Annotated in this window: 24 protein-coding genes; 12 read left to right on the forward strand and 12 right to left on the reverse strand. The window is 64.4% G+C overall.

What is annotated here, in order from left to right:
• Positions 1-76 precede the first annotated feature (76 nt).
• From GEV06_08735 to GEV06_08760, 6 genes are all read right to left on the reverse strand, one after another.
• Positions 77-1,966 carry a PDZ domain-containing protein gene (locus GEV06_08735; GenBank protein ID MPZ17983.1) on the reverse strand — a complete coding sequence of 630 codons (1,890 nt, stop codon included), beginning with the start codon at positions 1,964-1,966 and terminating at the stop codon, positions 77-79.
• A 24-nt stretch (positions 1,967-1,990) separates the two neighbouring features.
• Complete coding sequence (locus GEV06_08740) at positions 1,991-3,250, reverse strand: ATP-binding cassette domain-containing protein (protein MPZ17984.1); 1,260 nt, start codon at positions 3,248-3,250, stop codon at positions 1,991-1,993.
• A gap of 81 nt (positions 3,251-3,331) precedes the next feature.
• Complete coding sequence (locus tag GEV06_08745; protein ID MPZ17985.1) at positions 3,332-4,447, reverse strand: gfo/Idh/MocA family oxidoreductase; 1,116 nt, start codon at positions 4,445-4,447, stop codon at positions 3,332-3,334.
• On the reverse strand, positions 4,429-5,787 hold the full coding sequence (locus GEV06_08750) for a hypothetical protein (protein MPZ17986.1): 1,359 nt from the start codon (positions 5,785-5,787) through the stop codon (positions 4,429-4,431). The genes GEV06_08745 and GEV06_08750 overlap by 19 nt, the downstream gene beginning before the upstream one ends.
• A gap of 15 nt (positions 5,788-5,802) precedes the next feature.
• On the reverse strand, positions 5,803-6,000 hold the full coding sequence (locus GEV06_08755; protein ID MPZ17987.1) for a hypothetical protein: 198 nt from the start codon (positions 5,998-6,000) through the stop codon (positions 5,803-5,805).
• A 24-nt stretch (positions 6,001-6,024) separates the two neighbouring features.
• On the reverse strand, positions 6,025-6,450 hold the full coding sequence (locus GEV06_08760) for a hypothetical protein (protein MPZ17988.1): 426 nt from the start codon (positions 6,448-6,450) through the stop codon (positions 6,025-6,027).
• 211 nt (positions 6,451-6,661) lie between these two features.
• On the opposite strand from GEV06_08760, the gene GEV06_08765 reads away from it, so the two are divergent.
• From GEV06_08765 to GEV06_08820, 12 genes are all read left to right on the forward strand, one after another.
• A complete protein-coding gene (locus tag GEV06_08765) occupies positions 6,662-7,321 on the forward strand; it encodes a cytochrome C (protein ID MPZ17989.1) in 660 nt (219 codons plus the stop codon).
• A gap of 21 nt (positions 7,322-7,342) precedes the next feature.
• On the forward strand, positions 7,343-10,417 hold the full coding sequence (locus GEV06_08770) for a 4Fe-4S dicluster domain-containing protein (protein MPZ17990.1): 3,075 nt from the start codon (positions 7,343-7,345) through the stop codon (positions 10,415-10,417).
• A gap of 27 nt (positions 10,418-10,444) precedes the next feature.
• Positions 10,445-11,833 (forward strand): hydrogenase, encoded by a 1,389-nt coding sequence (locus GEV06_08775; protein ID MPZ17991.1) that lies wholly within the window; start codon positions 10,445-10,447, stop codon positions 11,831-11,833.
• Positions 11,826-12,392 (forward strand): DUF3341 domain-containing protein, encoded by a 567-nt coding sequence (locus tag GEV06_08780; GenBank protein ID MPZ17992.1) that lies wholly within the window; start codon positions 11,826-11,828, stop codon positions 12,390-12,392. The genes GEV06_08775 and GEV06_08780 overlap by 8 nt, the downstream gene beginning before the upstream one ends.
• Positions 12,393-12,437: 45 nt before the next feature.
• Positions 12,438-13,073 (forward strand): c-type cytochrome, encoded by a 636-nt coding sequence (locus GEV06_08785; protein ID MPZ17993.1) that lies wholly within the window; start codon positions 12,438-12,440, stop codon positions 13,071-13,073.
• Positions 13,066-14,247 (forward strand): hypothetical protein, encoded by a 1,182-nt coding sequence (locus GEV06_08790; GenBank protein MPZ17994.1) that lies wholly within the window; start codon positions 13,066-13,068, stop codon positions 14,245-14,247. The genes GEV06_08785 and GEV06_08790 overlap by 8 nt, the downstream gene beginning before the upstream one ends.
• Positions 14,234-14,797: a hypothetical protein gene (locus GEV06_08795; GenBank protein ID MPZ17995.1), complete on the forward strand. Its 564-nt coding sequence runs from the start codon at positions 14,234-14,236 to the stop codon at positions 14,795-14,797. The genes GEV06_08790 and GEV06_08795 overlap by 14 nt, the downstream gene beginning before the upstream one ends.
• Before the next feature lie 12 nt (positions 14,798-14,809).
• Complete coding sequence (locus tag GEV06_08800; protein ID MPZ17996.1) at positions 14,810-15,703, forward strand: SCO family protein; 894 nt, start codon at positions 14,810-14,812, stop codon at positions 15,701-15,703.
• On the forward strand, positions 15,700-16,695 hold the full coding sequence (gene coxB / locus GEV06_08805) for a cytochrome c oxidase subunit II (protein ID MPZ17997.1): 996 nt from the start codon (positions 15,700-15,702) through the stop codon (positions 16,693-16,695). Before GEV06_08800 ends, coxB begins: the two co-directional genes overlap by 4 nt.
• Positions 16,696-16,711: 16 nt before the next feature.
• Complete coding sequence (ctaD, locus tag GEV06_08810) at positions 16,712-18,421, forward strand: cytochrome c oxidase subunit I (protein ID MPZ17998.1); 1,710 nt, start codon at positions 16,712-16,714, stop codon at positions 18,419-18,421.
• Positions 18,422-18,518: 97 nt separating this feature from the next.
• Positions 18,519-19,127: a cytochrome c oxidase subunit 3 family protein gene (locus GEV06_08815; protein ID MPZ17999.1), complete on the forward strand. Its 609-nt coding sequence runs from the start codon at positions 18,519-18,521 to the stop codon at positions 19,125-19,127.
• A gap of 21 nt (positions 19,128-19,148) precedes the next feature.
• On the forward strand, positions 19,149-19,448 hold the full coding sequence (locus GEV06_08820) for a caa(3)-type oxidase subunit IV (GenBank protein ID MPZ18000.1): 300 nt from the start codon (positions 19,149-19,151) through the stop codon (positions 19,446-19,448).
• Between the two features lie 118 nt (positions 19,449-19,566).
• Here the strand turns inward: GEV06_08820 and GEV06_08825 are convergent, their stop codons facing one another.
• From GEV06_08825 to GEV06_08850, 6 genes are all read right to left on the reverse strand, one after another.
• Complete coding sequence (locus GEV06_08825; protein ID MPZ18001.1) at positions 19,567-20,022, reverse strand: hypothetical protein; 456 nt, start codon at positions 20,020-20,022, stop codon at positions 19,567-19,569.
• A gap of 62 nt (positions 20,023-20,084) precedes the next feature.
• Positions 20,085-20,987 carry a hypothetical protein gene (locus GEV06_08830; GenBank protein MPZ18002.1) on the reverse strand — a complete coding sequence of 301 codons (903 nt, stop codon included), beginning with the start codon at positions 20,985-20,987 and terminating at the stop codon, positions 20,085-20,087.
• Positions 20,980-21,441, reverse strand: a complete 462-nt coding sequence (locus tag GEV06_08835) for a hypothetical protein (protein MPZ18003.1) — start codon at positions 21,439-21,441, stop codon at positions 20,980-20,982. Before GEV06_08835 ends, GEV06_08830 begins: the two co-directional genes overlap by 8 nt.
• 165 nt (positions 21,442-21,606) lie before the next feature.
• Positions 21,607-22,971 carry a response regulator gene (locus tag GEV06_08840; protein ID MPZ18004.1) on the reverse strand — a complete coding sequence of 455 codons (1,365 nt, stop codon included), beginning with the start codon at positions 22,969-22,971 and terminating at the stop codon, positions 21,607-21,609.
• A gap of 16 nt (positions 22,972-22,987) precedes the next feature.
• On the reverse strand, positions 22,988-24,973 hold the full coding sequence (locus GEV06_08845; protein MPZ18005.1) for a HAMP domain-containing protein: 1,986 nt from the start codon (positions 24,971-24,973) through the stop codon (positions 22,988-22,990).
• A complete protein-coding gene (locus GEV06_08850) occupies positions 24,970-26,451 on the reverse strand; it encodes a hypothetical protein (protein MPZ18006.1) in 1,482 nt (493 codons plus the stop codon). Before GEV06_08850 ends, GEV06_08845 begins: the two co-directional genes overlap by 4 nt.
• Between the last annotated feature and the right edge of the window lie 236 nt (positions 26,452-26,687).

The raw sequence follows: 26,687 nt of genomic DNA on the forward strand, positions 1-26,687 counted from the left end.
CAACACGCTGATCTCGGTGCGTGAAAGACGCTGGCGCAGCAGATGTAGGAGCTCCGGCGGCGGCGAAAGCCGCAGCCTATCGATCGGTTGCCTTACTTGCCAACCAGGACTCCCGAAATGCTCGTTGCGCTTCGGTGAGGGTCCCCGCCTCTCGCTCGATCGGCACGATTGTTAGCCAAGGGTCCTCGGCCAGCTTCACCGACCGCTCGACTCGACCGGCACGGCTCTCGTACACGACGCGTACCAGGTCACCCGGCTTGCGCGCCGTCAGGATATTCGTCATCTGATCCGCAGCCGTGACCTCCTGGCCGTCAATCGAGAGAAGCACATCGTCGCGACCGATCCCCGCTTGATAGGCCGGCGAGCCCGCGCGTGGTGTTGCGCTCACGAAGACCTTGCCCTCTCGGAGCTCGACCTCCGGAAGGCCGAGAGTCGCATGGCCCGGATCCGCCTTCTGCAGGAGGAATCCGGCGCGCTCGAGAAGGGAAGCGTAGTCGATCTTCTCGGTGCCCTCGATGTAGCGATCGAAGAAGTCCGCCGCGAACTGTGCGTCCCCGCTGACTTCAGCCAATCGATCTCGAGCGTCCGACAGCGTATACGGCTTGGCGACCAGTCCGGGCTCGGGACCGCCGGGCTTGCCGTGGGTGACCCACATCGCGCGCATGAAGTCGTCGAGGGTCACGCGTGAGTCCGTCCGGCTGCGAAGCGTGAGATCGAGGCCGAGGCCGAGCGCCTCGCCGAACGTGTAGTACGAATAGAACGTATTCTCCCAATTCGTGCGGTCGGTCGCGACGGCACGATCGACGAGCGGCGCCAGGCGGCTCATGTCGACCGCCGACCGAAAGGCCGTTCCAGGACTGTGAAGAGCGCCGTTGATTACACTCTCCCACTGCGATACGCCTTCGACTTGCTCGACGATACCGGTGCGTATCAGGGCGAGCTTGCCGTAGTAGTTCGTGAATCCCTCGGCCAGCCACAGCTCGTCCGAGATGTTGACATCTTCGAAATCGAACGGCTCGAGCAACGCCGGCCTCACCCGCTCGACGTTCCAGGCATGGAAGAGCTCGTGCGAGGCGGTGCCAATCAACCCGGCGTACGCCTGGGCCAGGCCGCGAGACGAGGTGAGGATGGTGCTGTTTCGGTGCTCCATCCCGTCACCGCTTGCGTACGGTAGGTAGTCGGCGATGAATGTGTAGGTACCCGGCTCGAGCTCGGGCAGCTCACCAAAGATCGCACGCTGTTCGCGCACGATCTTCTGGACGTCGCTCACGAACCGACCGAGCTCCTCGTCTGTCCCCGCATGGTGCATGGCCACCCGAATCGTCACTTCAGGACCGCCAGGCCGCGCGGAGACGTCGAACTCGCGGAGGGTAAAGGCGCTCAGCTCGGTGGGTGAGTCCATGAAGTACTGGAGGTTGGGTGCCGTGAACGTGAGCGCTTCGTCTGCGGGCAAGAGCTGCGTGGCGGCGCGCCAGTTCTTCCCGGTAGGTGGCACGAACGTGATGCGGACCGGCCGGCCTTCCAGACCACGCCCCCACATGAACGCCGCTGGCATGTTGATATGTGCATGTGTCTCGTCAATGGCCAGGTACGTGCCGTCGACACGGTCGCCAAAGATCCGATAGCTCACCTTCACCGTGCCGTCGTGCTTCGTGACGTGCCATTGATGCGGGCTCGGTCGTGTAACCGCCACCGACTCATCTCTCCCATCGGTGAAACGTTCCATGAATACGTTCTTCGCGAAGTCGTGTGCCGCGTAGCGTCCGGGCGACGCGCGGCTCATGCGCACCTCGAAGGATCCCGCAGGCACGTCGGGAAAGATCACGTCCACCTGCATCCAACGGTGCTCCGGCTCGGGAAAGGAAACCTGGTACTGAATCGGCGCTTGCGAGCTCTGCGCCAAGCTCATCGAGCCGGCGACCAGTACGACAAGGGCGAGGAAAGAGAGCCGAAGACGGATACTCATAACTCAGAACTCAGAACTCGGAACTCAAGCAGCCCGAACCCAGTGCAGCATCTCGCGAAACGTCGCAGACTTACCCTGTACGAGCAGGCCAACACGAAAGATCCGGCCCGCCGCCCAGACGACGCCAGCCGCCGTGGCCACCGTGAGCACCACGGAGAGCAGCAGCTGCCAGAGCGGAGGTCCGGGCTCGAGCGCGAGCCGCACGAGCATGAGAAAGGGCGTGAAGAACGGGATCAACGAAAGGCCCGCGGAGAGGGTGGTGTCAGGCGATTGCACCACCGAGAACACGAGCACATACGGGATGACGGCAATCATCATGGCCGGTGTCATCATCGTCTGAGCGTCGCGCAGATCCGTGCAGGCTGCGCCAATGGCCAGGAAAAGCGCTCCGAAGATGAGCAGTGTGAGCAAGAGGAAGACGGCGAACCAGCCCACGATTCGTGGCGCGAGCATGTCCCCGTATCCCAGGTAGCCGAGCGCCACTGCGGCGCCACCGAGATACACGACGGCGAGCACGATTGCCGCCCCCGCAGTGGCAAGCAGCTTCCCCCACATCAGCTCACTGGGCGTGACGGATCCGAGCATGACCTCCGCAATCCGGCTCATTGTTTCCTCGATCACCGCGTTGAGCAACTGAGGCGCCGTGGTCATCACGAACATGAAGAGCAGGATCGGCAGTCCAATTGCCGCACCGAAGCTCCGAAATCGGTCGACTTCAGTCGCCGGCCTGATACGACCCTGGGCATCGCGCTCGAGCAAGCCAAGCTGACGAAATGGGACCTCACGCAGCGCGGCGTCCATTCCCGCTTGGTCCACTTTCAACGCCTTGAACCGCTGGGCGCGTACCGCGCCATTGATTGTCGTCTCGAGCCACAACGGGAGTGGTTGATATGTGGGCTGGCTCGAGTAGTAGCCAACGGCTGCGGTGCTGCCGGCCGTCAGTGTGTCCGGCGGTATCTCGACGAAGGCAAAGAGATCGTCGCGACGGACCCGGTCCGAGAGCCGGCGCACCGTCATTTTCTTGTAGAGCCCGCGCTCTTCGGGTAGGTAGCCGACCTGATCGCGTGCCGCGCGCGCGTCGGATAGGCCGAGCACCTCGATGGCGCCGCGGTCCGGCAGCAGGATGTGCATGATCATCCTGAGCGTCGTGGTCTTGCCGGAACCGTTCGGGCCAATAAAGCCGTAGATCGAGCCCTTCGGCACCTCGAGCGACACATCGTCTACGGCCACGGTGTTACCGAAGCCCTTCGTGACGTTGCGGAGCACTATTGCTGGCGCGCTCACGGCTCAGGATTCCACCGACAGGAGAAAACGGGGACAGCCCTCGTTTTCCGATATACGAAAAACGGGGGCTGTCCCCGTTTCTCACGGCTCGGGGGTCCACCACAGGTCGATGGGCCGCTCAGCGCGAGAGGCAAAGGGCAACGAGACCTTCCGGCCGGAGCCAGCGGACTGATAGGCGGCGAAGATGGCCTCGAGGACCGCACGCCCATCCTCGCCGGTGACGAGCGGTGGCCGGTCGTGCAACACGCAATCGACGAAATGCGCCATTTCCTGCGGAAAGCCATAATTCCAGGCCTCCTCGTAGACGGTGAACGACCAGCCCACCGTCTCGCCGCCTTTCTCGACGGCGTAGTCGTAGCCAACCTCACTGTACGTCTCGATCGCGTTGCCGTGAAGTAAGTCGGCATACGCCACACCCTGCGAGCCGTGCACTTCGGCTCGGTCATCCATGCCGCCAAGCTTCGTCCAGCTCTCCTCAGCGAGGCCAGTCACGCCATCTTCGAGCTCGACCAGCAGGATCGCGTTGTCATCACCGCGTGTCTTTTCGTCGTGCACGCGCGTGTCCATGTGCGCGTATACCGAGGCAATCTTCGGCCGGCCCAGCATCCAGCGGAAGAACGCAATCGCGTGGCATCCCATGTCCATCGTGACGCCACCGCCGGAGCGCGACACATCCCAGAAGTGCGAAGCATGCGGACCGTCGTGCTTTTCGGACTGTTTGATGAGTGTCGGTCGGCCCAGCGCGCCGGAATCGAGCAACTGTTTCAGGCGGACGTACTTCGGAGCGAAGCAGAGCTCCTCCGCGTACATGAGCTTGACGTTCGCTCGCCGGCAGGCGTCGATCATGCGGTCCGCTTCCTCCAGGTTCAGGCACAGCGGCTTTTCACACACGACGTGCTTGCCGGCGGCGGCAGCGTCACGTGTGATCGCGCAGTGGAGGTCGTTCGGTACGCCAATGACGACCATGTCGACCTCGTCCATGGCGAGAAGCGCCCGATAGTCGGTGACGTAGTGTGGGATCGCGTAACGTTCGCTGAACGCCTGGGCGTGGCCGGGGGTGGGGGAGGCGACCCCGAACAGCTCAGCATGCTTGCACCGCTGCAAGGCGTCCGCGTGGATGCTGGAGATGAATTGCGACCCGATCAGTCCGACCCTGACGCCCGTCTCGCGCCGATCCGTCACGGCGAGATCTCCCACCCTCGTCGGAAGTCTGGCTTGATGAGCGGGTCCGCCTCTGGGACGCCCTTCGCGCGCATGTTCTCGGCGTCCCAGTCGATCGTGCGGCCGGTCCGGACGGCCAGGAGACCGACCAGCAGCGCTTCCGTCAGCGTCGACGCGTACGCGAAATCCGCGAGCGCCCGGCCTTCACCCTTGCACGCGCGAATCCACTCCTGATGATGCCCTGTCTCGCCTCGAACCGGCGGACGCGGGAGCGTGGATGGGATCGGTGCAGCGTCCACGAACTTCTTCCGCGGCAGCAACAGGAACATGTCCTCGTCTGTCTGCCCGCCATGCCACGTTCGTGTGAACAGCGTCCCCGTGGTGCCAATGACCAGCGAGCCGTTTGTCGGTATCGGCTCACCGTCGAAGAGATCTCGCGGGGGCTGTTGCTTGCTGGAGTAGAACGTCACGGCAACCGAGGGGCGACGACCGCGCGCTGGGAAGGTGAGCTCGACGATCTCCCATTCGGGCGGCCCCTCCGCCGTGCGGCGCGACGAGTCCTTCAGCCGCGCCGAGACCGGCACGCCCAGCTCGAGGGCCCAGAAGGCGGGGTCGAGGTTGTGCACGCCCATATCGCCCATTGCGCCGGTGCCGAAGTCGTACCATCCTCGCCACACGAAGGGCACATATGCGGGATGGTAGGGGCGCGACGCCGCCGGTCCAAGCCACAGGTCCCAATCGAGCGCTTTCGGCACCGGCGGCCTGTCTTGGGGGCGCTCCACGCCTTGTGGCCACCACTCGGCCGGGCGATCGGTCCACACGTGAATCTCGGTCACCTCTCCAATGACCCCCGCTCGAATGGTCTCGACGGCGCGCCGCGAGCCCTCGAGCGCATGCCCCTGCGTTCCCATCTGCGTCACGACACCCGCCTCGCGCGCGACGTTTCTCATCATGCGAGCTTCCCAGATCGTGCGCGTCAGCGGCTTCTCGCAGTACACGTGCAGTCCCCGGCGCATGGCGGCAATCGATGCGGCCGCGTGGACGTGATCCGGCGTGCTCACCACGACCGCGTCGAGCGCCTTTTCCGTATCGAGCATGCGGCGGAAGTCGCGGTAGCGGCGGACCTGCGGGTAGCGGGCAAACGTCTTGGCCGCCTGTCTCTCGTCGACATCGCACAACGCGACGATTTGCTCGCTGCTCACGCCGGCAAGATTATCCGCGCCCCGGCCGCCAGCACCGATGATGCCGATCGCGAGCTGGTCGCTCGGTGCCACGCGGCGACGGCCAGGTTGGGCTAGGGGACGGCCCGCAACAGAAACGCTCGCCGCGGCAAGCGCCGCGCCGCGCAACAACTCTCGCCGCGTGAGATCAGCCATCACTGCACCTGAGCGCTAAGAGGCCTCGAGACCCGCAAGAATCTGCTCGACATACTGGGCCTCGGGCAGCGCTCCCAGAATCTCGCCATGGCCGTTGACGATGGTCTTTGGCACACCTGTGACCTGATACTGCCGCACCAAGTCCGGGTAATCGACCGCGGAAATGGAAGACGCTCGGATGAGGGGGCTTTCGAGCGCGAGGCGGTTTGCCAGGGCGACCGCCCGGGGACAGTGAGGTCAGGTCGGCGTCGAGAAGACCTGTAAGTGGAGTGCCTCGGTGAGCCCAACCAGCCGCTGCCGTGTCGTCGCCGAGAGCCCGGAATCGTTCGCGGACACGGCAAGGATGGCATCGAGCAGCGACACCAGCTCGTATCCTTCCGGCGCCCCGTAGAAGCGGACTCCGGGATCGGTCTCCCCAACAACGGCAACGGCCGGCGCGCGCTCGATGCCCATCGTCTCGGCCAGTCCTTTGTCGAGCAGCAGGTCGTGCTCGTCGACGGTCACCAACGGGCTGGCCGCCGCCAGGCCGTCGAGGATGCCCTTGGTTGCAGGGCAGCTTTCGCAGTCGAGGGACTGCGTGAAGAAGGTGAGGCGGACAGGCGACTGGAGCGATTGCAGCCGGTCGGCGAGGACTCGTGCATCCGGATCGGAAAAGTACGCCACTATGCTGAATCTTAAGCCAAGAGCGCATCGATTTGACAGCTTGTGAATCTTTTCACATCATTATGCGTTGGAGTTTCGACGTCGCTGGCTTTCACTCCTTTGCTCTGGAACGACGAGGCCTAGGTGCGCGGGCTTTGTGGGTGTGCCACGTCGCGGCCTGTGACAGAATGACGCCCGGACGATTGCCGGCAGCCGGCCGGCTCACGAGACCATGAGCCAAATCTTTCCGAAGAGTGCGAACGCGTGGGCCCGGTTCTCACTGTTCGGCTTGCTGCTGCTCATCGTCCTAGGGGCGTGGGCGATTCTCCTTCTGCAGCGGTCGGACTTCGTCACAGCGGCCCGAGCCAACGTGCAGCAGCCGATTCAGTTCAGCCATCTTCACCACGTCGGCGGCGAGGGATTCGACTGCCGCTACTGTCACACATCGGTGGAGAAATCGGCATTTGCCGACATCCCGTCGACCAAGATCTGTATGAATTGCCATTCGCAGATCTGGCTGGAGAGCCCATATCTGGAGCCTGTGCGCGAGAGCTTCAAGACCGGGCAGTCGATCGAGTGGATTCGCGTGCACGACTTGCCCGACTTCGTCTATTTCAACCACAGCATCCACGTGAACAAAGGCGTTGGTTGTGAGACCTGCCATGGCCGCGTCGACGAGATGCCCGCCATGCAACAGGTGGCCTCGCTACAGATGGAGTGGTGCTTGGATTGCCACCGCCGGCCGGAGCAATATCTCCGGCCCCGCAGCCAAGTCACCGTGATGGGTTACGAGCCGGAAGGCGACCAGCTCGAGATCGGTCGGCGCTTGAAGCAGGAGTACAAGGTGCTGGATGCGCAGACGCTGACGTCCTGCTCGACGTGCCATCGGTAACAAGTTCTTGAAGCGAGAACGATGTCCAACCTCGATCCATCGGCCCTCCGGGCCCGGCTCGCCTCGACCGACGGTCCCACGTATTGGCGCAGTCTCGAAGAGCTCGCTGAGACCGAGGAGTTCCGGCGGCATCTCCAGCGTGAGTTCCCGGCCACGGCGGCCGAGCTGAGCGACCCGCAAGGGCGGCGGACGTTCCTCAAGTTGATGGGGGCGTCGATGGCGCTTGCTGGTGTGACTGCGTGCACGCGCCAGCCCGCTGAGAAGATCATTCCGTATGTGAATGCGCCCGAAGAGCTCGTGCCCGGCAAGCCGTTGTTCTACGCGACGGCGCTGCCGCACGGCGGCTTCGCGACACCCGTCCTGGTGGAGAGCCACGAGGGGCGGCCCACGAAGGTCGAGCCCAACCGGGATCACCCGGCCACGCGCGGCGGGACGGACGTCTTTGCGCAGGGCTCCATCCTCACGCTCTACGACCCCGACCGATCGCGCGCCATCAAGGAATACGGTGAGATTCGCTCGTGGGATGTGTTCGTGTCGCGGATGCAGACGGCAATCGCGGCGCAGAAGGCGGCGCAGGGGAGCGGGTTCCGCTTGCTGACCGAGTCCGTCACGTCGCCGACGCTCGGAAGGCAAATCGAGGAGCTGCTCAAGACGCTGCCGGGCGCGAAGTGGGTGCAGTACGACGCCGTCTCGCGCGACAACGCTCGCGCCGGTGCCCGGGCAGTGTTCGGCCGTGACGTCGAGACACGCTATCGACTCGAGCAGGCGGACATGATCCTGTCGCTCGACGCGGACTTCATCGAGGAGGGGCCCGGGCGCCTTGCCTACGCGCGGGCGTTCACCGATCGGCGACGGTTGATCGACGGCCAGACGGACATGAACCGCTTGTACGTCGTGGAGAGCCGGCTGACCAACACCGGCGCCAAGGCGGATCATCGGTTGGCGGTGCGTGCGTCGGACGTCGAGCACGTGGCGCGGGCGGTCGCGGCGACGCTCGGTGTCGCTGGCGTGGCCGCATCGGCGTTGCCGAGCGGTGTAGAGGAGCCATGGGTCGTCGCGCTGGCGCGTGATCTCTCCGCGCACCGCGGGCGCTCGGTCGTCGTGGCCGGCGACCATCAACCGGCGGTCGTCCACCAACTCGCCCACGTCATGAACGCGGCGCTCGGCAACGTGGGGCAGACCGTGGAGTACACGGCAGCGGTGGAGATGCGCCCGCAGATCCAGGTCGAGGCGCTGCGTGAGCTCGCCGGAGAAATGGCCGCCGGCACGGTGGAGGTGCTGGTCATGATCGGCGTCAATCCCGTCTACACGGCGCCCGTCGACCTCCAGTTCGGGGAGCGGCTGAAGAAGGTCCCGGTAGCCGTGCACGTGGGGCTGTTCGAGGACGAAACGGCGCCGTACTGTCGGTGGCACGTGCCGGAGGCGCACCCGCTCGAGGCGTGGAGTGATCTGCGGGCTTTCGACGGGAGTGTGACCATCTGTCAGCCGCTCATCGCGCCGCTCTACGAGAACAACAAGTCGGCCCACGAAGTGGTGGTTGCCTTCACGAGCAACCCGACGCAAGGAGGGGCGGAGATCGTCAAGGCGTTCTGGCAGGCGGAGGTCACGACCCCGTCGGGTCGGTTCGGCAGCCTCACCAACGTCGATGGCCAGCCCTTTCCCAGCTTCGACGCTTTCTGGCGCCAGGCGCTCCATGACGGATTCGTTGTCGGGAGCGCCCTGCCGGCCGCGGAGGTGACGACCTCCGGACCGGTGCCGCCCCCCTCACGTCCAGGGAACACCTCGGCCGTCGAGATCACCTTCAGCGCGGATCCAACCGTGTACGACGGGCGCTTCGCGAACAACGGCTGGTTGCAAGAGTGCCCCAAGCCATTCAGTAAAGTGGTTTGGGACAACATCGTCGTCATGAGCCCTGCGATGCGGGAGCGATTGGGGCTCCCAAGGCCGGACGTGCTCGAGCAGTGGGCGCCGTTGGTGACCGTGAGATGGAAGGGGCGGGAGATCACTGGTCCGGTTCGCGAGCAGCCGGGCCATCCGGATCATTCGATCAATGTGCAGCTCGGATACGGACGCACGCGCGCGGGCCAGGTCGGGAACGGTGTCGGCTACAACGCGTATCGCATTCGCACTGCCGACGAGCCCTGGTTCGGGACGGGCGCGGAGATCGACTCGACGGGGGAGTCGTATCGCCTCGCGGCCACGCAGATGCACTTCCAGATGGAAGGGCGCAATCTCGTGCGCGGCACGTCGCTGACGCAGTATCAAGGAGATCCGGCGGTCGCCCAGCACCTCGAGCACGTGCCGCCGTACGAGGAGACGCTGCACGGTAACGAGTGGAAGTACGACGAGGGCTACGCCTGGGGCATGGCCATCGACCTCAACGCGTGCACCGGGTGCAACGCGTGCGTGGTCGCCTGCGTGGCGGAGAACAACATCTCCGTTGTCGGCAAGCACGAGGTGGTCATGGGCCGCGAGATGCACTGGATTCGGATCGACAACTACTACGAGGGCAGTCCGGACGGCCCGCACGCGGTCGAGACGCAGCCCGTGCTGTGCATGCAGTGTGAGAACGCGCCCTGCGAGGTGGTGTGCCCCGTGGCGGCGACGACGCATAGCAGCGAAGGCCTCAACGACATGGTCTACAACCGCTGCGTGGGCACGCGGTACTGCAGCAACAACTGCCCGTACAAGGTGCGGCGGTTCAATTTCTATCTCTACTCGGACTGGAACACGCCGACGCTCAAGATGGCGCGGAATCCCGACGTCACGGTGCGCAGCCGCGGTGTGATGGAGAAATGCACCTATTGCGTGCAGCGTATCAACGCCGGGAAGATCCAGGCAGAGCTCGAGGATCGTGTCGTGCGCGATGGCGAGATCGTCACCGCCTGCGAGTCCGCCTGCCCGACGCGCGCCATTACGTTCGGCAACATCAACGATCCCGAGAGCCGCGTGGCCAAGCTCAAAAAGGAGCCGCGAAACTACGGGCTCCTGGAGGATCTGAACACGCGGCCGCGGACCACGTATCTCGCGGTGGTACGGAATCCGAATCCGGAGCTGGCGCCGGAGGAAGAGCCGGCTGCGGGGCACCATGGATAGGCGAGGACCTGCTGACGAGGTCGAACCTTGCTAGAGAAAGCAAAGCACTTCGATCCCCCCGAGACGCGCTTCATCGCGCCGGGGCATACGTTTGGCAGCATCACCGAGAAGATCACGTCGGCGGTCTTGACCAAGCGAACGCCGATCAGCTGGTTCATCGGCTTCGCGGTCGGCTTCGGGTTGCTGCAGGCGCTGATGTTGGGGGCGACCTGGCTCTTGATGCGCGGCGTCGGGCTGTGGGGGATCAATCAACCGGCGGGCTGGGGCTTTGCCATCATCAACTTCGTCTGGTGGATTGGCATCGGCCACGCGGGCACGCTCATCTCGGCGATCCTGCTCCTCTTCAACCAGAAGTGGCGGATGTCCATCAGTCGCGCCGCCGAAGCCATGACGATCTTCGCGGTGATGTGCGCAGGGCTGTTCCCCATCTTGCACACCGGCCGCCCATGGCTTGCCGCCTACTGGCTGTTTCCATACCCGAACGCCATGTCCCTGTGGCCGAACTTCCGCAGTCCGCTCATCTGGGACGTGTTCGCGGTGTCGACGTATTTCACGGTCTCGCTGGTGTTCTGGTACACAGGCCTCATTCCAGACCTGGCCTCTCTGCGTGATCGCACGAAGCATCGCCTCTTGCAACTGTTCTACGGGGTGCTCTCGCTGGGCTGGCGCGGGTCGGCGCGCGACTGGCAGCGCTATGAGCTCGCATCGCTCCTCTTGGCTGGCCTTTCGACGCCGCTGGTCCTCTCCGTGCACACCGTGGTGAGCTTCGACTTCGCGACCAGCCTCATCCCGGGCTGGCACGCGACGATCTTTCCGCCGTATTTCGTTGCGGGCGCCATCTACGCAGGCTTTGCGATGGTGCTGACGCTGATGATTCCCTTGCGGCGCATTTACGGCTTCGAGGACTTCGTCACCATTCGGCACCTCGACAACATGGCGAAGGTCATGTTGGCCACCGGGCTGATCGTGTTCTACGGCTATCAGATGGAGGCGTTCTTCGCTTGGTACAGCGCCAACCCGTACGAGTGGTTCATGATGACGAACCGGTGGACGGGTCCCTATGCATACCTGTACTGGACGCTGATCTTCTGCAACGGCGTGGCGCCGCAGGCGCTGTGGTTCAAGAGGTTTCGCACGAAGCCGCTTCGGCTGTTCGGCATTTGTATGTTCGTCAACGTCGGCATGTGGCTCGAGCGCTTCATCATCGTGCCGACCAGCCTCAGTCGAGACTTCCTGCCCTCCTCGTGGGGCATGTATCACGGCACGGTGTGGGACTGGATGATCTTTGTCGGCACGATGGGCTTGTTCCTGACCTGCTTCTATCTGTTCATTCGCGTGCTGCCGATGCTGTCCATCTTCGAGATGCGCACGCTGTCGCCGGCGGCGACGCCGAAAGAGGAGTCCAGCCATGTCTGAGGACGCCACGCGCGCGGCGGAGACGGGGGCGTCACTCTACGGCCTGATCGCGGAGTTCGAGACGGTCGACAAGCTGCTGGCGGCCGCACGGCGCGTGCACACGGAGGGCTTCCGCAAGATCGACGCCTACACGCCTGCGCCGGTCCATGGGCTGGCCGAGGCGATGGGCTACAACGATCGACGGCTCTCGCCGCTCACGTTGGCCGGCGGAGTCGCCGGCATGCTGGCCGGCTTCATGCTGTGTTACTGGACGTCGGTCATCGATTACCCGATCAACACCGGCGGGCGGCCGCTCAACAGTTGGCCTGCGTTCATCGTGCCGACGTTCGAGACGACAATCCTGTTTGCCGCACTGAGCTGCTTCGTTGGCCTGATCGTGCTCTGCGGATTTCCGCAGCCGTACCATCCGGTCTTCAACGTGCCGGCGGTGCGGGAGCGCGCCACGAGCAGCGGCATGTTTCTGGCGATCGAGGCGGAGGATCCACGATTCGATCGCACGGCCACGCGGCAGTTGCTCGAGACCGCAGGTGCGAAGGACGTGTATGAAGTCGAGGCGTGATCTGTGTCTACCTGTGTCCATCTACGGATCAACCCATTTGTGCTCATGCGTCGACGACTGTTGATGGGCGCCGTGCTCGTCGCTGTGGTCGTGGGCGGCGTGGCCTGTCGACAGGATATGCACGACACGCCGCGCTTCGAGCCACTCGAGGAGAGCGACTTCTTCTCGGACAAGCGCTCGGCGCGCCCCCTGCCGGAGGGGACCGTCGCGCGCGGCGAGCTGCGGGCCGACGAGGCCTTTTACACCGGAAAGGTGAACAATCAACCAGTGGCCGAGCTGCCCATGCCTCTGACGCGCGACCTCGTGGAACGCGGGCGCGAGCGCTTCGATATCTATTGCTCGCCGTGCCACGGGCACACAGGTGAGGGACAAGGGATGGTCGTCAGGCGCGGCTTCAAGGAGGCGGCATCGTTTCACGACCCGCGGTTGCGCGGCATGCCCGTGGGCTACTTCGTGGATGTGATGACCAATGGGTTCGGCCAGATGCCGGACTACAGAACGCAGGTCACCCCGCGCGATCGTTGGGCGATTGCCGCGTATATCCGCGCGCTGCAGTTGAGCCGCAGCGCCACCGCCGATGACGTGCCCGCCGAAGAGCGGCAAAAGCTGGAGACCGGCCAGGCCCCCGATGCTTCCAGCTCGTCGCACCAGGCGGAGGAGGAACCGACCTCCCATGAGTGAGATTCGCCCGGAGTCGTTCCAGGTTCCACCCGGCGTCGACCGCATCCAGCGCGCGGCACTCGGGCTCGGCGTCGTCGGCCTGTTGCTGACGATCGTTGGTGCGTTCGTCGACACGGAGCAGTTCTACCGTTCGTATCTGCTCGGCTATATCTTCACGCTCGGCGTTCCGATGGGCTGCCTCGCCCTGCTGATGATCCAACATCTCACAGGCGGCGGCTGGGCCGTCTCGACGCGGCGCACGCTCGAGGCGGCCGCGCGGACCATCCCCTTCATGGCGTTGCTCTTCGTGCCGATCGCGTTCGGGCTATCGCACCTCTATGAATGGACGCACGCCGAGCTCGTGGCGACCGACAGGGTCCTGCAGTGGAAGGCGCCGTATTTGAACGCACCGTTCTTTCTCGTTCGCGCGGCGATCTATTTCGCCGTGTGGACCGCCATCGCGCTGCTGCTGAGCAAATGGTCGCGCGAGCAGGATACGACCGGCCGCGACGACGTGCGGCTGCGCATGGTGAGTGGGCCCGGTATCCTCGTCTTTGGGCTAACGATCACCTTGGCCTCGGTCGATTGGGTGATGTCGCTCGATCCTCATTGGTACTCGACGATCTTCGGGCTCCTCTTCATGGTGAGCGAAGGCCTGTCCGCGCTGGCCTTCGTCATCCTCATGACGTTCTTCTTGAGCCGTACGCCCGAGATGAGCCGTGTGCTCACGCCGAAGAAGTTCCACGATCTCGGCAAGCTGCTGCTTGCCTTCGTGATGCTCTACGCGTATCTGGGCTTCTCCCAATTCCTGCTGATCTGGTCGGCGAACCTGCCGGAAGAAGTCGGCTACTATCTCATTCGGGCGCGCGAGCGTTGGCAGTGGCTCAGCCTGCTCGTGATTGTCGGGCACTTCGCCTTCCCGTTCTGTCTGCTGCTGCTGCGCGATCTCAAGCGTCACGCGAGCCGCCTCGCTCTGCTGGCCATCATCATCCTCGCGATGCGCTTCCTCGAGACCTTTTGGCTCGTGGTCCCCAACTTTGGTGATCCGGCCACGTTGCATTGGCTGGATGTCACGACCGCCGTCGGTATCGTGGGCTTGTGGCTCGGGGCATTCTGCTGGAACCTGAAGGGACGCGCGCTCTTGCCGGTCGGCGATCCGTACCTGGAGGAGGCTTTGGCCGATGGCCACCACTGATCCACACGAGACGGAGATCGTCCCGCACCCTGACCGAAGGTCTTCGCATGGCACCACCTCGGAAGGCCCGAGCCATGGCTCGAGCTCAGGGGTGCCGGCCGACGGCGGTCACGAGCGGTCGGATGTCGACGTTTCGCGCTCGCACTGGGTGGTGATTGGCTCGGCCGTGTTCCTCGCGGTCGTCATGGCCGCCATGTGGCTGATGTTTCGATGGATGGAAGGCCGGCTCGCGTCGGCAGATCAACCGTTGCCGATCGTGACCGAGCGCCAGGCGGGCCAAGATCGGCAGCCGCCCGAGCCGCGCCTGCTGGTCGACGAGCCGGCAGACCTGGCAGGCGTTCGAGAAGATGAAGCCGCGGTGCTCAACAGCTATGGCGTGGTCGATCGAGCTCAGGGCTCGTGGCGTGTGCCGATTGACCGTGCGATGACGTTGCTCGTCGAGCGCGGCGTGCCGACGTCACCGCGGGCAGCCTCCGCACCGCCGTCGAACGGAGCCGCCGGGAGCCCCGCCCCGGCGATTGCGAGGACGAAAGGCGCAGCCGAACAGTAGGGTGTGATGTTAGTGCAAGCGAAACGCGGCGTCGGCGCGACCTTCAGGTGGGGCGCGCAGGCAGTCATTTTGGTGTTGGCCGTGTGCAGTGTGCATTCCGAGGCGTTTGCACAGCCAGGGGGCCACGACTTCAAGGCGCCGCGGGAGCCGGCGAGCCAGCGTCCGCGTGCGCTCGAGGGTGTCGCGATAGAGCAGAAGCTCGATGCGCAGCTGCCGCTCGACCTTTCGTTCGTCGATGAGCAGGGTCGCACCGTCCGTTTGGGACAGTACTTCAGGGGACGGCCTGTGATTCTTGCCCCGGTTTACTACGAGTGCCCAATGCTGTGCACGCAAGTGCTCAACGGCTTGACGAGCGCCTTGAAGTCGTCTGGCTTCTCCTACGAGGTCGGGCGCGACTTCGACGTCCTGGCCGTGAGCTTCAACCCGAGAGAGGGACCGAAGCTGGCCGCGCTCAAGAAGCTGGCCTATGTGGACCGGTACGGCCGGCCGGACTCGGCGGGCGGTTGGCACTTTCTGACGGGCGAGCAGGCGGCGATCACGGCGCTGACCGATGCCGTCGGCTTCTCGTACAAGTGGGACGAACAGGCGGAGCAGTACTCACACCTGGCCACTACCATCGTGCTGACACCCACGGGGCGTGTGTCGCGGTACTTCTACGGGATCCAGCCGGCGCCTCGTGACGTGCGCCTCGGCTTGGTGGAGGCTTCGCAGCACCTGATCGGCACGTTGGCCGATCAGGTGCTGCTCTACTGCTTCCACTACGACCCGACGACGGGACGCTACGGCTGGGTGGCCATCAACTTGCTTCGGGCCGGCGGCGTGCTGCTTCTGGTCACCGGTGTGCTCTTCTGGGGTGTGATGTGGCGCCGCGAGCGACGCGGCGTGTATGCGCGGATTGAGAGATGACGTTTCCGTTCATGCCGGAACAAGCGTCCACGATGGCGGCGAGCGTGGACAACCTGTTCTTCTTCCTGCTCGCTGTCTCGGCGTTCTTCGCGGTCTTGATCGCCGTGCTGGTGGTCGTGTTCGCCGTGAAGTACCGGCGCGTCCACGAGGCGTCGGTCGGAGCGCCGATTCACGGCGGCCTCGTGCTCGAGCTGACCTGGACGATCATCCCGCTGGGCATTGCCATGGTGATGTTCGTCTGGGGGGCGAGCGTGTACTTCGACTTGGCGCGGGTCCCCCAGAACGCCGTCGAGATCTACATCACCGGCAAGCGGTGGATGTGGAAAGCGCAGCACCTGACCGGCCAGAAGGAGATCAACGCCCTGCACGTGCCCGTGGGGCAACCCGTGAAGCTGATCATCCAGTCCGAGGATGTCATCCACAGCTTCTTCATCCCCGCATTCCGCGCCAAAATGGATGCGGTGCCCGGCCGGATCACGACGATGTGGTTCGAGGCAACCAAGCCGGGCCGCTACCACTTGTTCTGCGCGGAGTACTGCGGCACCAACCACTCCGGGATGACGGGATATGTCGAAGTGATGGAGCCGAGCGCCTTCCAGACGTGGCTGGGTGGCGGCGCGCAAGAGGGCTCTCTGGCCGAGGCGGGGGAGCAGTTGTTCAACAAGCTGGGATGCGCCACGTGCCACAGCGGTGACTCGCAAGCGCGCGGCCCCAATCTGGAGGGGGTCTTCGGCACGACGGTGACCCTGGCCAACGGGCAGCAAGTACTGTTCGACGAGGAGTACGCGCGTGAGTCGATCCTCAACCCCCAAGCGAAGATGGTCGAGGGCTACCTACCGCTCATGCCGACCTTCCAGGGGCTGGTCAACGAGGAGGGTCTCGCGCAGTTGATCGAGTACGTGAAGTCGCTGTCGCAGGGCGGCGCGACACCCACACCCACACCTGCCGCGGTTCCGGGGAGCACCCCGAAGCCGCAGCCGTCGGACCCGTGAAGACGAGGACACGGTCATGCACGATGTACGCAGCACTGATCCTGAAGGCGAGGCGTTCCAGACCGAGGTCCAGCCGCGGGTTCACTATCTGAACGCGACGCACGGCATTGCGGCGTGGCTCCTCACGAAGGACCACAAGCGTATCGGCCTGCTCTATCTGTTTGCGATCTCGGTCTTCTTCCTGATCGGCGGGGTGTTCGCGATGTTGGTGCGGCTCGAGCTGCTGACGCCAGAGGGGGATCTGCTCAGCTCGGAGGCCTACAACACGGCGTTCTCGATGCACGGCATCATCATGGTGTTCTTCTTCCTGGTGCCGTCGATTCCCGCCGTGTTCGGCAACTTCTTCCTGCCGATCATGATCGGCGCGAAGGATGTCGCCTTCCCGAAGCTCAACCTGATGAGCTGGTACATCGCGATGATTGCCGGCTTCATGATCCTCACGACGCTGCTGATGGGCGGCGTCGACACCGGTTGGACCTTTTACCCGCCGTACAGCACCACCGGCTCGACCTCCAATGTCGTTCTGGCCGCATTGGCGATCTTCGTGATGGGCTTCTCGTCGATCTTGACGGGGCTCAACTTCATCGTGACCGTGCACACGATGCGTGCCCCTGGAATGACCTGGGGCCGGCTGCCGCTCTTCGTGTGGGCGCAGTACGCGACGAGCCTCATCATGGTGCTCGGGACGCCGGTGCTCGCGATCACGCTGGGCCTGGTCTTCGCGGAGCGGGTCTTCCATTTCGGCATCTTCGATCCGAAGCTCGGTGGCGACCCGATCCTGTTCCAACACTTGTTCTGGTTCTACTCGCACCCGGCGGTGTACATCATGATCTTGCCGGGCATGGGCGTCATCAGCGAGCTGGTGGCCGCGTTCTCGCGCAAGCAGGTCTTCGGCTACAACTTCATCGCCGCCTCGAGCCTCGCCATTGCCATCGTCGGATTCCTCGTGTGGGGCCACCATCTCTTCACGAGCGGTCAATCCGCCTATGCAGCGCTGGTCTTCTCGGTGCTGAGCTTCATTGTTGCGATTCCGTCGGCCATCAAGGTGTTCAACTGGACGGCCACGCTCTACCGTGGCTCCATCTCGCTTCAGTCGCCGATGCTCTACGCGCTCGGCTTCATCGGCCTGTTCACGATCGGAGGATTGACCGGCCTGTTCCTCGCGGCGCTGGGCCTCGACCTCCACATGCAGGACACGTACTTCGTGATTGCGCACTTCCACTACATCATGGTGGGCGGGACGCTATTGGCGTACTTGGGCGCCTTGCACTACTGGTGGCCGAAGATCACGGGACGTCTCTACACGGAGGGGTGGGCCAAGGTGGCGGCCGTCACGGTGTTCGTCGGCTTCAACCTGACCTTCTTCCCGCAGTTCCTCGTGGGCTATCTCGGTATGCCGCGGCGGTACCATGCCTACGTGCCGGAGTTCCAAGTGCTCAACGTGCTCTCGACAGCCGGCGCGTCGATCCTCGCCATCGGCTTCATCCTGCCAGCCTGCTACCTCCTCCACTCTTTGTTCAAGGGAGAGATTGCGGGACGCAACCCGTGGGGTGCATACGGTCTCGAGTGGGACACGACGACGCCGCCGCCGCCATCCAATTTCGAGGTGACGCCGATCGTGACACGCCCTGCGTACGCCTACACCCACGCCGACGTCGTGGAGCCCTACGGCGGCACCACGGAGGGATCGGGCGAGTCGGGCGGGCAGGAGGTGCGGAGTGTCTGACGCAGTGCACGTCGAGCATGCCGGGGTCGTGGGTCACGGGCATCATCCCGCGCTGCAGCATCACTTCGACGATCTCGCGCAGCAGCAGCGCGCAGCAATGCTCGGAATGTGGGTCTTCCTGCTCACCGAAGTGCTCTTCTTCGGCGGCTTGTTCATGGCCTACATCCTCTACCGCGGGTGGTATACGGAGGCTTTTCACGAGGCGAGCCGCCATCTGTCGGTGGGCTGGGGCTTCTTCAATACCCTCGTGCTCATCGCGAGCAGTCTGACGATGGCGCTTGCCGTGCGCGCGGGACAGACGACGAACCGGCGGGGACAGCTCCTGTTCCTGACCCTGACGATCGTTCTGGGCACCGCCTTCCTCGGTGTCAAGGTCATCGAGTACGCTGACAAGTTCACTCATCACCTCGTACCAGGTGCCCATTTCGCATTCACCCCGTCGGCGCTCGCACCCGGAGCCGAGCTCTTTTTCTCGCTGTACTTTGCGATGACGGGGCTGCACGCCCTACATATGATCATCGGCGCCGGGATCATGCTCGTCATGCTCTACATGGCATGGCGCGGGCGCTTCAGCACCGAGTGGTACACGCCGCTCGAGATATCCGGCCTGTACTGGCACTTCGTGGACATCGTCTGGATCTTTCTCTTCCCGTTGCTCTATCTGATTGGCGGCTTGTCCGTCTTCGGGGGTGGGGCTGGACACTGACGAAGGCAGGTGAGTGCATATATGTCGTCTGACCACATCGTGCCCGTGCGCGTTTATCTCACGATCTTCACCGCCCTCGTGGTGGGCACCGTCGCGACCGTCGCGGTCGCTGGCGTTGACCTCGGTTGGCTCAATACCCCAGTCGCGTTGGCCATTGCCATCACCAAGGCCAGCCTCGTCGTGCTCTTCTTCATGCACGTGAGGTACTCGCCGCGCCTGATACAGCTCACCGCTGTGGCCGGCTTCATCTGGTTCCTGATCATGGTCACCTTCACGCTGAGCGACTACCTCACCCGCGACATCCTCGCCCTCGGAAAATAGGAATCAAGGATTCGAAAAAGGAACCGGGTACCTTTTCGGTCGCGAAAAGGTACCCGGTTCCCTTTTAGTCGCGGCAGTCGAGCCACCGACGACAGCAAGACGCTGTGAGGAGCCGGCGCTACTGTTCAGCGAAGAGCTCGTCGATGGCCTCGTTCGTCCAGGCGCAGAGTCGCTGCACGTCCTGTTCACGAAGACGGGCTTCGGGATGGAGCCAGACGTACCGAGGCAGCGGCATCGTCTCTCGTTTGACTTCCGTACATATCTCATCGAGCAGATCGGCGCTCTCCTCGGTCGAGAAACGCCAATCCGACAGGTTCCAGTGACGTCGGCCTTGGTCGACATCCCACGCAACGCCCCACATCAACGGGGCCACGTGGCTATACCAGGGCCAGCGCGTCTCGCTCGAATGGCAGTCGCGACACGCGCGCTCGAGGATGTTGTCCACGTCGGCCGGCACGCCGACCCGCGACTGCAACGTGCGCTTCGAGTCGACAGGAGGATTGGTGCGCGCCGGCCGGTAGAGCTGTATCGCGAGGAACAGGACGAAGAGGACGAGGACAACGCGTTTGACCATACGCAGAGAAACGGGGACAGCCCCGGTATTCCAACATGCGACAAACGGGGGCTGTCCCCGTTTCAAAAGAACTTGCGCGTGATGTTGAAGCCGAGATACCAGGTGTCGCTCGAGACGCCCCCGCGCGCAAGCTGGCCCATCGTCGTGGCCAGCGTGTTCGAGAAGTTCAGCTGGAACACGTGGCCGCCGACACGCTTCTCGATCGCAAAGCTCCCCGCATGGGCACCAGGGTCGTAGCCCGCGACCCGCGGCGTGATCTCTCCTGTCACGTAGACAGACGGCCTGATGCGCAGTCGCCCGCCGATCCCGATCATGAACGTGTCGTTGTCATCCACGAGCTCCGAGGGTTGGGGATTCGTGTTGTTGACCCAGATCGGCTCGACGTAGAGTACGCCGTACCTACTGAACTTGCGCGACACGATGACACCCAGGGCTGGCGAGTAGCTGTCACGAAAGTTGTTCGTTCCATCCACGCTCGCATGCAAGGCAAGGCCGAATGGCCGCCCACCGCGTTCGGGCAAGAGGTCATACGTGCCAAAGAACTCGATGGTCTTCTCGTTATTGGTGCGGTGCAGGCCTACCTGGAGGCCGCGCCAGAGGCCAAAGCGATATTCCAAGCCAATCTGCGCGGCGGCGTCCAGACCAAACAGATCAGAGACGAGATCGCCAAAGTCCCCCTCACCGAGCGGTCGCGAGAACCGGTGCGTGACGCGAAAGGCGCTGCCAAAGCGCGGTAGCCGCAGCGAGGTCGGGAGGTTGACCACCGTGTAGTCCGGCTGCACTGGGTCGGGCCGCCGATCGAGTGAGTCGCTATCGGCCTCTTCCTGGTCGGCGTCCGCCGTGGAGCCGTCTGAATGTGGCACCTCTTGCGCCAGGGCCGTACTTGCTGGGGCGAGAGCCGCCAACGCGAGCGCCAGCGCCAGCGTCAGCGTCAGTGCGAGCGCGGGTGATGTGTTCTTAATCATTGCGAGCTCCGAGTTGAATCCAACGCTCGATAACGAGGACCTGGCCCTCCGTCAGATAAGGTGGTCCGTTGCGTGGCATACGAAGGCCGATGATGCCGGCAGTACCCTGCAGCTTTTGCATCAGATAGCTGCCCGCCGGATCGCCGGGAACCACATGGACAGCGCCTTCCCTCTGCCGGCTTGGCGCGTTCACGAGCGCCGCATAGGGATCGCGTGAAAGGTCGAGGCCTCCAGCAGGAGGCCGCCCGGCGCTGGTGTGACATGCCACACATGCCGTGCGTCCGGCGGCGTCGGTGCTTTCGAGGATGTTCTCGCGAATGTTGGAGAACGTTGGCTCGAGCGACGGTGTGGGGCCGGTGATCTCCGACAGCTTTTCGTCACACGCGAGACCAGTGATCGCGATGGCGACGAGCAGCACCCGCATCGAGACGGCACGTAGCGGCACGAACCTCATGCTGAGAACCTCCTAGTCCGCGGAGAACCCAGCAAGGCCGGTGCCGGCCGCACGCCTGGTAAACAGGTCGAATTCGGCAACTCGTGCCGGTAAAGTCTTTCCCTTGGCGTAAGGGCTTACGTTGCACGTAACCACGAAGGGTCGGACGGTCGTGGTTCAACGTCGCTAATCGACGCGATGCTTGGAAAGGTAGTAGCTGAGCGCCCGCTGACTGATGCCCATGAGCTCAGCGGCGTCCTTCTTGACGCCGCGCGATGCCTCGAGCGCGCGCGTGAGCGTCTCACGCTCGACCCAGTCGAGATTTTGGTGGAGGTCGCTCGATGGTAGGACGGTCGACGGCGAGCCGAGCGACGCCGGCCAAGAGATGGCGTCTGCCGTGATCGTGGGTGTCGCAGACAGCACAACGGCGCGCTCGATGGCGTTCTCGAGCTCGCGGATATTGCCTGGCCAGTCGTAGGCCGAGAGCCGATCGAGCGCCGCTTGATCGAGTCGCTCGATGCGCCGTCCCGCGCGCTTTGCATGCTTGCGCACGAAGTGTTCCGCCAGCACCGGGATGTCTTCTCGACGCTCACGGAGCGGTGGAATACGAATCGGGATGACCGTCAGCCGATAATACAAATCCTCGAGAAAACGGCCCTCGCGGCCAAGCGCCGCGAGGTCTCGATTCGTCGCGGCAATCACGCGGACGTCGACCCGCTGGCTACGCTCGCTGCCGAGCGGCTCGAACTCGCGCTCTTGCAAGACCCGCAGGAGCTTGGCCTGCACCGTGAGGCTGATCATCCCAATCTCGTCGAGAAACAGCGTGCCGCCATCTGCCAGGGCGAAGCGTCCCTTCTTGTTCGAGATCGCCCCCGTGAACGCTCCACGCACGTGGCCGAAGAGCTCGGATTCGAGCAGTGTTTCCGGGAGTGCCGCGCAGTTGACCTTGATGAGCGGCATGTGACGCTCGGCGCTGTGCGCGTGGATGGCGCGTGCCACCAGCTCCTTTCCCGTGCCCGTCTCCCCCATGATGAAGACCGTGCTCTTCGATCCGGCGACGAGCTCCGCCTGGCGTATCACCTCCTGCATCGCGCGGCTCCGTCCGACGATGCCGTAGTGATTGAACTCTTCGTCGCGCTCCGACAACAGATATCGGTGCTCTGTGCGAAGGCGTTGATGCTCCAAGGCGCGACCGACGACAACGATGAGCTCGTCGACCTCGAACGGCTTCTGCAAGTAGTCGAACGCGCCGAGCTTCATGGCGGCTATGGCGCCTTCCACGGTTGCGTGTGCCGTGATCATGACGACCTGGGGCCGATCGCTGTCTGCAACGGTCGCCGAGAGCTCGCGAATCAACTCCAGCCCCGTCATCCCTGGCATCAAGTTGTCGACGACCAGGACATCGAAGAGCCGCTGACCGAGCAGTTGTCGCGCCTCCGCAGCGCTGCCCGCGCAGAGCACCTCGTGGCCATCGTCACCAAGGGCCGACGCGAGCAACGTTCGAATCTTCACCTCGTCATCGACGATGAGAACGGAGCCACGAACCGTCATGGATTAGGGGCCCCTCCTAGGCCCGCGAGTCGACGGGCAGCGCGATCGTCACAGTGGTACCCTCGCCCTGCCGGCTGGCCAGCTCGATCGTGCCGCCGAGACCTTCGACGATGTGACGTGCAATTGCAAGGCCAAGTCCGGAGCCCGTCCGGCGGGTTGTGAAGTACGGCTCGAAGACGCGCGGGAGGTCTTCCTCGGCGATGCCAGTCCCGCGATCGGCAACGACGACACGCACCCTGCTCGGCCGGTCCTGCCGCACCTCCAACGTGATCGCCATCGCGTTCAGCTCGGCGCCCTTGTCTTCCGGTGGTGTGGGCTTCGTTGTAACGGGGTGAGTGACCCGTGCCTCGTCGGCGCGCCGCGTGAGGACGGCCTCGCGCGCGTTCGCCAGGATGTTCACGAGCGCCGCGCGCAACCGTTCGGCGTCGGTGACGATCTCCAGCGGCTCGGGTGGCGCCGCGACGACAACCTTGACGTCGTGGCCCCGTGTGCTGGCCTCGGCCGCGCCTCGGCAGACTGTGCTGAGGTCGACGGTCTCGTAGCTGAATCGCAGGGGCCGCGCGTAATCGAGCACCTCGCCAACGAGCCGATCCAGGCGATTGACCTCCTCCTCGATGTCTGCAAGTCGGGGCAACCACTCCGGGATCTCGGATGGGCTGAGCTCCTCCTGCGGTGGCAGCACGACAGCGGACTCGTCTCGCCGAAGCGCGGAGCGCGAAGGCGGAAGCGGCGAAGCCGCGGCGCCGGACTTGTCTCGCCGAAGCGCCGTAGGCGCGAAGGCGGAGCGCTTGAGCGTGTGCAGTGACGCCTTGATGATCATCAGAGGATTGCGGATCTCATGGGCCAGGACTGTCGAGAACCGGCCGAGCGTCGAGAGCCGCTCCCTGAGCGCCGCCTCTCGCTGGAACCGCGCGAGTGACGAGGCGAGCGACTCGAACGTCCGGGCGAGCAAGCGGGCATCCTCGTCTTCCCACCAACCGCTGGACGGTGGCGAGCTGGCCCGGGTCAAATCACCGGTCACCGCAACGTCGCGCATGGTTGCCGTGATGGCCGCGAGTGGTCGAGTGATCGTCCGTGCCACCAGGTAGCTGAGCAGCGTTGCGCCGACCACGGCGAGGAGCGCTGTGACCACGAGCGCGGTGTGCACCGTGCGCAGCGGGCGCAAGCGCTCGGTGCGCGACTGGAGCACCATGGCAAGCGGCACCGGATCAGCACCGCCGTCGCCAGCAGTCGCCGACGCGCGATTCAGCGGCAGCTCCCGCGTAACGGCAACGTAGTCCTCCCCCTCGAGCGTCACCCGAGCCACCGAGCTCTTCTCGGAACGGCCGCGGGATCGCCGGAGCGCCTCCAGCAGCGCGGGCGGCGTGACATCCAGCGTGGCCGCATAGACGCGGGTGGGCGACGCCATGACGATGTCCGCTTGCGTCAGCTGCTTGAACCGCTTGGCCAGCGCTTCATCGAGGCTGAAGCCGACGCTGAGCGTTCCGAGAATCTCCGGTACGGGCTCTATCCAAATCGGCGTCGAGACGACCACCTGAAGAACGCCATTTCCTCGAGGCCAGAACGAGCTGCTCGTGCGGCCGGCGAGCGCCGCCCTGATTGCCGGCAGCTCGCGGATCGCCTCGGCACCTGCCCCGGGATCTCCGATCGTGGCCAAGGGCATTCCGGCGCGATTCGTCACGAGGAACAGATCGGCGCCGAGTTGCTGAGGATACGCCTCGACGATGGGTAGCACCGTGGGCGGATCGTTCGTGTCGACAGCAGCCTTGAGCTTCGGCAGGTCGGCGATGAGGCGGGCGTCCCGATCGAGAGCATCGAAGTGCTCGCGGTGATACCCGTCGACGAGGGTCGCGGCCTCCTCCAAGCCTCGCTCCAGCTCGGCCTCGGCCTGTGCGGTCACGACCGCATTGACCACGAGCATCGCCGCACCGATCGCCATCAGAGCCAGGAGGGCGCTCGCCAGAAAGATACGGTTGCTGAGCGAGGAGAGGAACCGAGTCATCCGCCTTCGCGCTCCGCGCTTCCGCCTGCGCGCTCCGCGCTTCGGCGGACAGGTCGGCGGCCAAGTCCGCCTTCGCTTCTTTTCGGCGAGGCAAGCCGCTTCGGCGAGGCAAGCTCGTGGTCGGTCTCCTTCTCGACGAGCGCGAAGTCAACAGTGACATCGCCGCTCTTATGCACCGTGACCGTTCGCATCGTCGGAGGGAGCGTCTCGTGCCAGACGGCGAGCGTGTACGTGCCGGGCGGGACGTTCTCGAGGCGGTAGTTGCCATCCTCGTCTGTCACCGCGAAGTATCGATGCGCAAAGACGAGGATGAATGCGCTCATGTGAGAGTGGATGTCACAAAACACCCTGACAATTCCGGGACGCTCGAAGCGGACCGCGCGCGATCGACCCCGCGCATAACGTCCCAGGTCGAAGCTCCTGATGCGCGAGAGCGAGAAGACGTTGTGAAAGAACGGGTCGTTGTTGGGAAAGTCGACGAGCGACCCGGTGCGGATGGCGAGCACGTGTGGAACGAAGCGCTCGCCCCGCTGATCCATCCGATAGCGGCGTTGCTCGTTGTCCTCGAACGCGCCACGCGGCGCCCGCTCCAAGTAGACGACGCTGACTGGTCCTGACTCCGCCTCCGGTGCATGAGCTGGCGGCTGCATCAAGCTAGGTCGGTGCTCGACTGGATCGCGCGGCGGCATGGTGACCCGCCCGCGGATGACACCATTGGCCAGGGCGATGCCCGGCAGGGCGCCCAGGAGCATCACGGCGAGCAAAGAGCGGCTCAGAACCAATAGGAGAGCTCCATCGCCACGAATCGACCGCGATCGAACCGCGGCGTGTCGCGCCAGTTGTGCTGATACGCAAGCTTGATGGTCGCATTGCGGCGCAGGCGAAAACCGCCACCTACCTCGAGCCGCGTCACATCCGCCTCCCAGGGGCGATACGCGCCGGCGCCGTCCGCTACGTTCGAGAACGTGAGACCGTCGAGACGGGCCGCCGCGTAGACACGCGGCGTGATCTTCACCCGTCCCTCGCCCATGACGGACAGGGCCCGCAATGGACGGTCGATTCGAGGCGCCGCGACGGCGGGCACCTCCCAGGAGCTGACTATGGTCTCGGTCCGAAACAGGAAGCGCGACCAGGACCACTCGGCATCGAGCCCGAGAGCGCGCTGCGCGAACGTCTCTTGTCTGAGCTCCGCCGGCAAGCGCTCGACCGCGGCCTCGTCGACGAACGTTCCGCGGGCGGCGGAGAGACCCAGGACGAGCGCAGGCGTCGGCGTGATGGCAACGCGACCGGCAAGCTGATTGCCGTCGTTGTTGTCGCGCACGAGCGGATGCGACAACGTGCCACGCGTGAGCGCCGCGCGCATATCGAGCCAGCGAGACCGCCACCGCACCTGGACACCGGTATCCAGCCGTGTGCTCGCCACGACCGGGACACCGGCGGCTGGACGCAGATCGCCAACCGGGTAGCTCACGCGCCATCCACGGCCCTGGTTGGGAAACAGGTCCGTCGTCGAGCCGGGAAGCGAATCGTCACGTAACGCGAGAAGATACTGATAGGCGAGCGGTCGTCCTATCAGCGGGTTCGACGCGGCGTAGTCTCCGGCGGCGAAGGCGCCAAAGACGCGAGGAATTCTGCCGGCTTCGATATCGAGCGCGCGGCTCTTCCATGGGCGAACCCGCACGAAGAGCGCGTAGGGCAGCAGCACGTGCCGGTC

It is taken from the genome of Luteitalea sp., assembly GCA_009377605.1.
In the GTDB taxonomy this organism is placed as follows: Bacteria; Acidobacteriota; Vicinamibacteria; order Vicinamibacterales; family Vicinamibacteraceae; genus WHTT01.